Raw genomic sequence first — 11,342 nt, 5'->3', positions numbered from 1 at the left:
CATTTTTGCTATGCGTTGCGTTTAGTGTTTAAGGTGGTATGCGGTAGCTTCGGCATTGCGTTGCTCACACCTTAACAGGGCGTTAGATTAGTTGGAGATTAATTTAAAGAATATGTATAAAGAAGTTATTGAGAAAGGGAACGACTTCATCGAAAGGTACACTCAGATCCTTGGTGACGAAAAACTGATGGAAGACCCCAAAGTTGGCGTTACACACTCGGAGTTTCAACGTTGGGTTGACCAAGCTTCTTCATTAGTTGCTAGGGTTAAACCTGATTTAGTGGATGAGTGGACTCTAGTCGTAGCATCTTTAAATTCCAAATTAGCCAAAAATAAATCTCCAATTGAGGGCTATAGGAAGCATGTTAATGATTGTTTAGCATTTATTCAGTGTAATATTCCTGAGCCTAAATGGTTTCACGAACTAATTTCTTTTGTCATGTTGTTCAAGCCTTCTTTCGTGAATAAAGTGACGATTCTTGTTGTGGGTGGGGGTATATCAATCATTGCATCCCCTTTCCTAGATAAACTTTTGGGCGCTTTTTTAGAAGAGTATTTGGGTATTGAATATGACATACCACATCCAGGTTGGGGACTCGCACTTGTAATAATAGGCTTAATTTACAATATCTGGATGAACAAAAAGTAATCTAACAAGGCATTCAAGAGGGATTCCCAACGCATGGCATTTTTGGTTCTTGTTGGGTTCAGTGTTTACGGTGGTGAGGCTGAGTTTCGTGGTCGTGCGTTGCTCACCCCTTAATGCGGCGTTAGGTTTCTTTCTACTACTTTGGTTTATGATTTCAATCATGTTTTTATAACTATGAAATATGTATAGTTGATGGGTGTTTGATTGAGTATGCAACTAGTTGGTTTAAATTGGCTGTCTTTGAATTATCTAAAATTACCCCATTCTTCCAAGTAAAAGTTAGAGGGAAGAAAAAATACAATCGTAAAAAATTTGGCAAGCTATTGTATAAATATTGTAACCAAGATGGAATAAAACGAATAATAAAAATCGTACAAAACTATGAGAGACCGAGATCAAATATTTACGTCTTGGCGGTATATACATTACCAACTTGGTACAAAGAAAAAGGTAAGAATCTATCCGATATTCCTGAAAATATATTTAATAGAACTAATGAAATTATCATCATTAATGATGATAGTGAATATATATTTAGCTATTCTAGTGATAAGAAACTTCAAGATCTAATCGATCATATAATGAAAATACACTTCTGCAAGTTAGATATTGATATCAAGAAAATATATAATCTAATTAATGGCGATGAGTTGAAAATTAGAACTATGGGCTTGGTTAATACTTTCGGTGCGGGTGGTACAGCCGTAGAATCCAAGTCATATTCTGGTAAAGATACGAGGTATTCACTGGCACCTTCATTTGATGCAGGTTATAGCTTTAACTTTTGTATCGCATCTTCAGAGAGCTCTGAACTTGGCTCCAGTGTTGGTTGCTCCGCCAAGAAAAGAAAGGTTTGGAGTGGTTGGTGCAAAGGGATATCTCAGTTCAACAAGAAGTGTGAGGTTTTAACTGAAATTCTAAATGATGACCTTGATTTTAGTTTACCCATACTTGTCTGTCCTGTAGAGCCTCCATCTGGCCCACTAAATATTCTTTCACTTTATATTGACTATGTTGTTAGAGATAAAGGTAATTTATATTTCAATATAAATGGTGTAAACGTAATAGACTGGTTTATTGAAAGAGTTATTAGTAATAAGTTTAAGATAGGAAATAGCCATAGTAATTTCATTTTGAATATAGATCTTAACGATAATGTCCCAGAATTTTCGCTCGACAATACATCTGATGAAGTAAAGGTTTTTTTCAGTGATAAACCAGATAACACCACTAGAAAGCGTAAGACAGATTTCATTGAATATTTGAGTGATACAGCCAACTATACTTTATTGTTTGATAATGCTTATGCATATAGAGACGGAAGCCATTGGTTTGATAATCGATTAAGGTGCCCATTTACTGAAGGTATAGATAGTGCAATATCGTGGAACTCTGTCGATATAAAAAGTGAAGCACAGACTCCAAGGTCCCCTTACACAAAGAATATTTCAGATGCTACTTTAGATTATATGTATAGCTTAATAACTCAAGAGGATGTGTTAGCTATCATCGAAGACAATGGAGCAAATGAGATTGCTGACCATATAGTGATCTGCACTAATAAAATAATTCTCAGTCATGAAAAATACTCTTCAAATCGACAGCAAGGTTTGCGCGTGGATGACTTACAAGTCGTTGTGGCACAAGCTATAAAGAATATGAAGTATTTCTTTCCGTTGTCCTATTCAGATAAAAAAGAACGACTATTTTCTAATGCTAAATATTTAGATCTTTCAATTAAGGATGCAGATCAACTTTACGAGAAAATATTATTTTCTCTGGAAAGCCCGAGTGCAATGAATGAAGTCTGGATTGTTCAGCCGGGCATCTCAAACTCAAGGTTAAGAGCAAGCCCAAACAATAAAATCAATATACTATTGAGCTATGTTAATAGTATTTCTAAAACGAATAATTCGATGTTTAAGCTATTCTGCAACACATAAACCTAACAATCTGTTTAAGAGTGATTCGCAACGCGTGGCATTTTTTACTATGCGTTGAATTTAGTGATTAAGGTGGTATGCGGCAGCATAGGTTTTGCGTTGCTCACACCTTAACAGAGCGTTATAACTTTCAAGGGAATGTACAGATGGAAGTAAATGAATGTATCTCTTTTATTATGCTCAATGGTTCTGAGGTACTGCTAGAAAAACGTAGTGAGCAAAAAGAAACGGACCCCGGTTTGATTACTATACCTGGTGGTCATATTAAATGCGGTGAAACTCAAATTCAGGCGTTGTTCCGTGAGTTAAATGAGGAGCTCAATGTTACTCCAACTGAATACAAGTATTTATGTTCCTTGTTCCACCCAACGAAAGAGCTGCAATTGATCCATTATTTTATTGTTAGCGCTTGGACAGGAGATATTTCAGCTCAAGAGGCTGATGAAGTTAAGTGGTATTCATTGGATGCGAATCACGTTGGAATAGCTGCTGACAGCATTGCTCTTAAAGAAGTGGATCGGGTTAGTCGCTATCTTTGAGGACAGTTCTAACAGATAAGGATTAAGCGTTGCGTAGCCAACGTTAAATGCCAGATGTTGAACAAGTCTGAGCCTCTATATAAGTAAATTGTAAGATCTGCACGTCAGTTTTACTATTTGCCATACCTGCACTTATTGATTGTTTGCTAATTTAGAAAAAGTACTAGCACGTTTCTGTCCAAGAACTTCTCAAGTTGAATTTTTACCCGTGGCATTTTCTAGCTCGAAAATGCCCCAAAGCACTTTAGAGCAAAATTCTTGCTCAATACAACTGCTTTGTTGTGTGATTCGACGCAACTAAATCAAGAAGTTACGACCTAATCGGCTTCATCAGTTAATCATCGCGGCCTTATGCCGAAACCTCGTTATAAAACAACTAACAGGCCTCATTCAAAAGTACCTTGTAGTATTTCGGTAAGAACAACTCATCTTTTTGCCATTCTAATTGAACGTGTTGGCATCGGCCTTGGTAAAGATAGTTGCCGTCGACGTATATTGACTTGCCTTTATCAATCAGCTGATTAAGGAACACAGCTTCTTCGATTTTATCGTCTATTCTGATTTTTGCTTGCAAGTCTCTATCATCATCTATTGCTATCGTCAGAATCCTGTTTTTGGCGCTGAACTCTACAGATCTAAGTTTATTAATTTTGGCTACATCGCCACTGGTGTAAAAGTAGAACGCTACTGCAGTGAAACCCAGAATAACAAGTTTTTTCATTTTACCTCCCCATAGTGTATTTGTTGCATATTTGGCTATTTTAACACGATGTTTTAGGGCGAAAAATTAATTAAAACGGCAGTTTTGTTGGAGTATTCAACAAAGAAAGATGTTCCAATGGTCTTGGTCGAGGAGGGACGTTTCTTCACGATAGGGCGTTTGGCTCTAACGACCGTAAAGAGGTTGAGGACGGGGCTGCTGAAAAGTAAATGAAGGCAAATCAAATGGAGCCAGTAGAAGTTGTGGTACAGGATGAAACACTTCCGTCTAGGTAAGTTTCAATGAGGTAGTGGTTTCTTAGAATGGTATAAATGACTTTGTGATCATCGTCAGGATATAACGCAGACACATCCATTATCTTCAGCCGCCTTGCACCCACAACATTTCCCACTTTCTTAAAGCCGCCAAAAGGAATGGTCTTCCAGTTACCCTTAGCAATCACACCGATACTTATCTTCGGTGCTGTCGAATGACTATATAGACTGATCGATTCCAATAAAGTTTATCACTTTCCTCTGTCAGTCAACTTGACAGAGGTTATATGTACTGACGATGACAAACACGCCTTTGCCCCAAGACGTGTTTAGTGCGCATGAAACCAACATGAGATTTATTTGTGAAACAAGCTGTTTCCCAATTGTCCAACAGGTTGTTTCGTTAATCACCTTTGCTCCAAATCTGTTCTGAGCTCGACGCTTCGGCAATAGAACTAACTGATGTGCAAAATATGCACATTGCTTACCAAACAACTATCGAGGATTCCTCGGTAGTTGAACTGTTGCAATTTTTGCAATAGTGCCCGAGCAACGAGAAAGCTCAGTGATTGCAGATTCTGCAACAGCTTATATCTGCCCCGTTCATTGTTTCACAAATTCCTCGAACAGATTGTATAAGAGTATCACCTAACAAACTTTAGTAGTGCTACAAGGCGAATGCTTGTTGGATTACTGTTCAAACCTCATGTACAAGCACTGAGGCTCTTTTACTAAATCCACCTATCTACTGACTAAAATGGGAACAAAGTATTTACTTTTGAATCCATGAGAGATTTCAATTTATTAAGCCCTTCGCGTAGCCTCGCTTCAGTGCTGACTGACATTAATGAAAGACGGATATGACCCGCTTCTATTCCATGTACATCAAAATAGCTGCCGCTGCTGACAAGGATATTTTGATTTTTAGCTTGTTCAACTAGGTGTTCTGCTTTCCATTGCTCTGGTAAAGGCAACCAGATGTGATATCCCGTGGATCTGCATTGAATCGTTGGGATGATCTTTCGAGCCATTAACTGCCTTTCTTGAGCAGTGCTACGTTGAGAGTTTGCTAAATCAAATGCTTCCCCTGTTTCTATAAGGTGTGTTGCAGCGCTAAAGTTGATGGGAGATGGAAGCCAGATAGTCGCTCGTATATGGGCATTTAGCAGAGCAATCTGGCTATCGGGCGCTTTGATATAGCCACATCTCATAGCGGGACTGATTGCTTTCGAAAGTGCCGATATATGAAAAGAGAGTTCTGGAATAAAGTTACTGATAGCGGGTATTGGCTTCTCATCAAGAAAACAGTAAATGTCATCTTCAACAAGCCATATGTTATGTTTACGGATAACCTTAGCAACCGCTTCCCGGCGGAATTCAGGCATGGTGATTCCGGTTGGGTTCTGGTGTGATGGAACGATAATGACCAGTTTAGGTTTGTGCTCTGCAATAACCGAGTCTAAAGCGTCCGGAGATACCCCATATTCATCCATCGGAACACCCACGATATTACGCTCAGAAAGATTGGCTATAGCAAAAATACCAGGGTAAGTAAGAGACTCTACAGCGATGGTATCGCCAGGGTTCGTCATAGCGTCGATGAGTAGAGAGAGTGCATGTTGTGCGCCACTGGTCAGAATTGTATTGTTGGCATTCCCGCCTTCCAAACCATAGTGCTCAGCCCAAGTCACTCCAGCTTGACGATGGGTTTCATGCCCTGAATGCTCAACATAGCCGATCAGTTCCGATGTAATTTTCATCGCTGTAGACTGGTAAGCCCGTTGAAGTGAATCAACATTTTTATGCAGACAAGGCTGAAGAATAGAAAAATTATAATCGTCACTATGTTCAGGTACCTGGATCGCTTTACCCAAATCAGACCTTTCACATACATAAGTTCCCCGACCAACGTGTGATTCAATTCTCCCTTTATCTGCAAGCAGGTTGTAGGCTTTGGCGACGGTCGCAGGTGTCGTTTCCAGTTCATCGGCAAGCTCTCTGTGGGTCGGTAGCTTTGAGTTAGGTTTATATCCCCCCGTTTCTATTCGACTCTCGATAACCTTGGCAATTTTGACAAACTTGGCGTTGCTCACTGGCGCTCCTACAGATACTTCAATAACTCTCAAATATAGTTATCTAGTTTAATTCATTTAAAAAATTATAAACATAAGTAAATCAACCACATTGACATATGTCAATTTATTCAATTAAGATACTTCAATGTAATAAACATCGTCAGTAAAAAGGGAACAACATGAATAATTCAAATAACATTTCAAAAGTCGCGTTCATTGGTTTGGGTGTAATGGGATATCCGATGGCAGGACATCTTTCAAATCGTGGCTTTGACGTTATTGTCTATAACCGTACGACTTCAAAGGCTCAAAATTGGGCAACTGAATATGCGGGTAAGTTTGCGGTTACACCATCAGAAGCGTCTGAGGGAGCCGATGTGGTTGTACTCTGTGTCGGAAATGATGATGACGTTCGAAGCGTCGTATATGGTGATACTGGTGTACTTAACAGTATGTGTGCAGGGTCGGTATTGCTTGACCACACAACAACATCGGCTGAGCTAGCCGAAGAACTTGCTTTGAAGTGTGCAGCGAAAGGTATACATTTCATTGACGCACCGGTGTCAGGTGGTCAGGCAGGCGCTGAAAATGGCGTATTAACCATCATGTGCGGTGGGCAAAAAGACGTTTTTGACGCCATTTCTCCATTACTTTCAAGTTATTCAAATCAAGTCGTTCTGCTGGGTGACAACGGTCAGGGGCAGAGATGCAAAATGGTTAATCAGATATGTATTGCAGGGGTTTTAAAAGGACTCAGTGAAGCGGTGCTTCTTGCCCAGAAATCAGGTCTGAACGTAGAGCAGGTTGTTGATGTCCTAAAGCATGGAGCAGCAGGATCATGGCAGATGGAAAATCGTGCAGTCACTATGTCTGAGAACAAGTTTGACTTTGGGTTTGCAATTGATTGGATGCGCAAAGACCTCAGGTTTTGTCTTAACGAAGCAGAAAAAAATGGGTTATCTCTCCCTCTTACTAAAGAAGTTGATCGTCAGTATCTCTCTTTACAAGAAAGAGGGTTCGGTCGTCTTGATACATCAGTGCTGATAAAAGCATGTGGAAATGAATAGTTGGAGAGATACCTATGGAATGGTTAGGAAGTGATATCACGCTTTTAATACTAATAGCATTAATGGTATCGGCCTTTGCGGCCGGTTTCATTGACTCCGTAGCCGGAGGAGGAGGACTCATTTTAGTTCCTTCTTTTATCCTTGCGGGATTACCGCCTCAATTGGCTCTGGGGCAAGAAAAAATTGTCAGTACGTTAGGAACTATCGCAGCTATTCGAAATTTTGTTCGAAATAAGAAAGTAATTTGGACCGCAGTGGCAACCGGTATCCCAGCCGGGTTAATTGGTGCGTATGCTGGTGCACAAGCGATTCTCTACTTTGACCCTGAGACAATCGGAAAAATCATTCTTTTTATGCTTCCGTTCGGAATTATTTTATCTTTCATTCCTAAGAAGGATCGCAATGAAGAAAATTCAGTTCCAATCAATAGAACAGTCATTCTATTTGGTGTTCCGGCTGCTGTATTTGTAATTGGTTTTTATGACGGCTTTTTCGGCCCAGGTACAGGTAGCTTTCTGATTTTAGCTTTGCATTACTTACTGAGATTTGATTTAGTTTCGTCATCAGCCACTTCAAAGTTGTTTAATTTTTCTTCTAATATCGGCGCGTTATTTGCTTTTATGATTGCAGGTAATGTCCTATATATGCTGGCCATACCTTTAGTGGTAATGAACTTATTAGGTAACCATGTTGGGAGCTCATCAGCCATGAAGTACGGCGCAAAACTGATTCAACGAACAATTTCAGTATCACTCAGTCTACTGATGATTTCGCTGGGTTATAAATTTCTGATTTAAAAATGAGCCAACAAAATTTATACGATAGAACTCTCATTCAATGCGGATGAGAGTTCTAGTATTCTTCTACGTTACCTAAACAGCCACATTTTCAGCCGAATCTATGGTTTTCCCATACCTGACTTAATCCGTATTTTGCTAAATTAAGTAGAAACTCTAACACGCTTCTGTCCAAAAGCTTCTCAGGTTGAATCTTTACCCGTGGCACTTTCTAACTCGAAAATGCCCCATAATTTGGTAGGCCTTTAAATAGTTCGCAACCTGTTCATTAGCTCCTGCTCTATTAAAGCTAATACGATCCAGTTAATGAATTTATATTCCTATTATAGGCAACAATTCGTTTCACTCCCACAACAAGACTTACTGCAACTGTTTTTATATACAGGTGTTATTTCTGTTGTTAGAATGAGTTAGTTTTATTGATTGAGATGCATATGGCAACATCGTTCAATTTTTGAGCCATATATCTTAGTTTGACCTAACATAATAAGGAGCAACAATGAATATCAGTGAAGTAAGTGGTTTTGAGGCTACTGGTTTTGTCATTCGCACAACTAATGCTGATGAAGTAGATCCATCGACTGCAAAAATTGGAGAACTTTGGGCAAAGTTTGACACAAATGCAGCTCCAAATTTAACTGAAAAATCAAATGTCTTTGGTATTTATACAAACTATGAATCTGATTTTAAGGGGGCTTTTGACGTTATCGCTTGTTCGGACACTTTATCACCGGAAATATTACCCGACTCAGTAAAAGTGAATGTGACCTCTGGCAAATACGTAACTTTTTCTGCGAGTGGTGAAATGCCACAAACACTTATAGACCTTTGGGGTGAAGTTTGGAGTTACTTTAGCGCTGAAAACTGCCTATATGAACGAGCATATACAACAGACTTTGAATACTATAAAAGCGCACATGAAGTCGAGGTTTCTATTGCTGTTAGATGATTACATGAAAAGCATTTAAGTTTTCAAGGTACTTTTTCTATTCTGCGCTAAACGATTTAGGGCTTTAAATCTAAATCGTTTATGTCCAAAAACGTGTTCCATCAAACACTGAAATCGATGATAAAAAAGCCCTTCCTATTTCTAGAAAGGGCTTTTTTCTTTCGTTCTAACTATCTAGGTCGGCCGCAGTTCAGTACAGAACAGCGAGTCCTACTGACCAAAGTAATGAACCTAAAGTTACTCAGTAGGCAATATGGTGACTGGGGTGAAAGATGCCACCGCATTACCACCTGCGCCAGGGCGGTCAACATAAGGGGTTTTCTGCAGTAGCGTGTAATATACGTCTACAAAGTCATCATCGTTAACCAAGATATTGTTTGGAATCAACTCAATGATTTTGCTGGTGATCTGAGGGATGATCACATAACCCTGTACCTCTGGATCAGGGATCATCTTCAGTACTTCTTCTGCGGCTTTGACCAGCAGTTTTGCAAGCTCTTTATAGTTCGTGCCGTCATCGTGCTCCATCAGAATAATGTCTGCTGCGCCCCAGCGGTAACGAGGCCAAAAAATGATGGTTTGATTTGGGTAATAGGTTTGCTTGTCGTAATCCAGATAAGGCATTTCAACTAGATCAATCTGCGGTTCTAAACGGCTGGCATCAACACCCGTTACGATCGCGTAGATTTCGGCTTTACCTGAGATCCAAGGTTCTCTATCCACGGCTAAACGAATCTTCGTAAGCTGAGTCGTGTTCAGTTCTTCCGGTTCTGATTCGGATATAGAGTGACGAGCCTTGCCGATTAGAGGTTGTTTTTGAGTGTTGTCGGCACTGTCTTTACCGTCGGCATTGATTTGGGTAGTCATGCCAAGCTGATTCAGCTCTGCTTGCATCGCCATCAGGCCCGCTTTGAGCTCTTTGGCGCCATCACTGTCAATCACGAAGACAGGGACATCCGGCATTTGGTAGACGTCTAACTCATGAACTTGCCCGTACACGTCATACGCTTCAATGTATTGCCAATCGGCATCGTCACCGGATGGTTCGAATGCGAACAGCGGGCTCTTACCATCCTTCCAAGCGTCAATCATGGTTTCATCAGCCATGCGGATTTCAAGAACGGAATCACTGAAGTTATTGATACCTTTCATCTTGCGATAGCTAAGATCGGCTTTTTGCATCTCGCTAGAGAAGGTCGAGTAGGGCTGAGCTGAATTCAGCTTGTCTATCGGCATCGATAAACTTTTTTCGGTGATCTGAGCTTTCAAAGAAGACTCAAGATCGGCGTAGCTGGCACTGATCTGCAATGCTAACGATTGTTTTTGCTCAGCAACGTTGGTTGAGGTTAATGACGAGGTAGTTGTGTTGATGCTGTCTGCATAGGAATGGAAGCCAACCACCGTGGTAGCAAGCGCCATACTGATCGAGAATGATGGTCTCATAAAAAGTCCTTATTTTAATTTTTATCACTAGTAGAGTATTTACCCTACAAGGATCAACCTATCAATTTCGTGAATGTGTGGAAAATTTCGCTTGGATTTTTTGTTTCAGTGTGCAGCACAAGATCTCAATTTGATTAAATTTTATAAAATTTATTGAGTGTTAGCTTGATATTTCATAGTTTATAAATTGGTAAATAAGGAATTTGTGGCGTTATTAACTGCTGAATCTGTCTGTGTATCAGTTATCGGAATCGTTTTATGAAGCCGCTAGACAATAAGAACCATTGTGGTTTTTGATCACCGTTAGGTGCCCAAAGCCTTTCACGATAAGGTCTGCATCTTTTAGTTCATCTTCTCTATGGCTAGTGAGTAGCGCGACCGTAAAGCATCCAGCTCTTTTCGCTGATAACACGCCCGAGGGGGAATCTTCGAATGCCACACATTCGGACGGAGTGACATTCAGTGCATGAGCGGCTTTAATAAACGGTTCTGGGTCTGGTTTGCCCTTAAGGACGTCCTCGGCGCATATCATCACTTTAGGTAGATCAAAGCCTGACGCTAGTAGACTGGTGGTCGCCACTTTTTTTGGCCCGCTTGTCGCAATACCCCAAGCATTAGGACTAAGGTTGGAAATGAATGAATGGGCATTGGATATCGCCTGTGCCTTTGTCATCTCAGACAATGCGATGCTTTTTACTTTCTCTACTTGTACGTCACAAGCGTAACTTGGGGATATACAGTGCAAGGTTTCTTCAATTTTTCTTCCGTGGATGTATTGGCTCATATCAACATAGCTGACACCAACGGTCTCACACCATTTTTTCCAGATATTGTCTATTACGGCCTGAGTATCAACTAACGTTGCATCGACATCAAAAATAAACTTTTTACACTCAATCATGATT

General features: G+C 40.1%; 10 protein-coding genes. 6 read left to right on the top strand and 4 right to left on the bottom strand.

What is annotated here, in order from left to right; genetic code table 11:
• The first annotated feature begins 91 nt into the window (after window positions 1–91).
• The 3 genes from KIO97_RS26015 to KIO97_RS26000 all read left to right on the top strand — a co-directional run bounded on the left by KIO97_RS26015 (window position 92) and on the right by KIO97_RS26000 (window position 3,131).
• Window positions 92–649: a hypothetical protein gene (locus tag KIO97_RS26015; protein ID WP_285384360.1), complete on the top strand. Its 558-nt coding sequence runs from the start codon at window positions 92–94 to the stop codon at window positions 647–649.
• Window positions 650–849: 200 nt separating this feature from the next.
• A complete protein-coding gene (locus tag KIO97_RS26010; protein ID WP_285384359.1) occupies window positions 850–2,592 on the top strand; it encodes a hypothetical protein in 1,743 nt (580 codons plus the stop codon).
• A gap of 146 nt (window positions 2,593–2,738) precedes the next feature.
• Entirely contained in the window at window positions 2,739–3,131 is a 393-nt protein-coding gene (locus KIO97_RS26000; protein ID WP_285384358.1) for an NUDIX hydrolase, read from the top strand.
• Between the two features lie 376 nt (window positions 3,132–3,507).
• On the opposite strand, the gene KIO97_RS25995 is transcribed toward KIO97_RS26000, so the two are convergent.
• On the bottom strand, window positions 3,508–3,852 hold the full coding sequence (locus tag KIO97_RS25995; RefSeq protein ID WP_285384357.1) for a hypothetical protein: 345 nt from the start codon (window positions 3,850–3,852) through the stop codon (window positions 3,508–3,510).
• 1,006 nt (window positions 3,853–4,858) lie between these two features.
• On the bottom strand, window positions 4,859–6,199 hold the full coding sequence (locus tag KIO97_RS25990) for a PLP-dependent aminotransferase family protein (protein ID WP_285384356.1): 1,341 nt from the start codon (window positions 6,197–6,199) through the stop codon (window positions 4,859–4,861).
• 161 nt (window positions 6,200–6,360) lie between these two features.
• On the opposite strand from KIO97_RS25990, the gene KIO97_RS25985 reads away from it, so the two are divergent.
• From KIO97_RS25985 to KIO97_RS25975, 3 genes are all read left to right on the top strand, one after another.
• Window positions 6,361–7,248 (top strand): NAD(P)-dependent oxidoreductase, encoded by an 888-nt coding sequence (locus KIO97_RS25985; RefSeq protein ID WP_285384355.1) that lies wholly within the window; start codon window positions 6,361–6,363, stop codon window positions 7,246–7,248.
• A 14-nt stretch (window positions 7,249–7,262) separates the two neighbouring features.
• Complete coding sequence (locus KIO97_RS25980; RefSeq protein ID WP_050906373.1) at window positions 7,263–8,045, top strand: TSUP family transporter; 783 nt, start codon at window positions 7,263–7,265, stop codon at window positions 8,043–8,045.
• Window positions 8,046–8,544: 499 nt separating this feature from the next.
• Window positions 8,545–8,994: a GyrI-like domain-containing protein gene (locus tag KIO97_RS25975; protein WP_285384354.1), complete on the top strand. Its 450-nt coding sequence runs from the start codon at window positions 8,545–8,547 to the stop codon at window positions 8,992–8,994.
• Window positions 8,995–9,231: 237 nt separating this feature from the next.
• On the opposite strand, the gene KIO97_RS25970 is transcribed toward KIO97_RS25975, so the two are convergent.
• Entirely contained in the window at window positions 9,232–10,437 is a 1,206-nt protein-coding gene (locus tag KIO97_RS25970) for a DUF3103 domain-containing protein (RefSeq protein ID WP_077201507.1), read from the bottom strand.
• A 256-nt stretch (window positions 10,438–10,693) separates the two neighbouring features.
• The gene (locus tag KIO97_RS25965) at window positions 10,694–11,338 is read right to left on the bottom strand and encodes an HAD-IA family hydrolase (RefSeq protein ID WP_285384353.1); all 645 of its coding nucleotides are present in this window, start codon (window positions 11,336–11,338) and stop codon (window positions 10,694–10,696) included.
• Window positions 11,339–11,342 lie beyond the last annotated feature (4 nt).

It is taken from the genome of Vibrio sp. B181a (assembly GCF_030248375.1).
GTDB lineage: Bacteria > Pseudomonadota > Gammaproteobacteria > Enterobacterales > Vibrionaceae > Vibrio > Vibrio campbellii.
The sequence above is the reverse complement of the archived record's forward strand: the minus strand, read 5'-3'. Positions and strand labels throughout refer to the sequence as shown.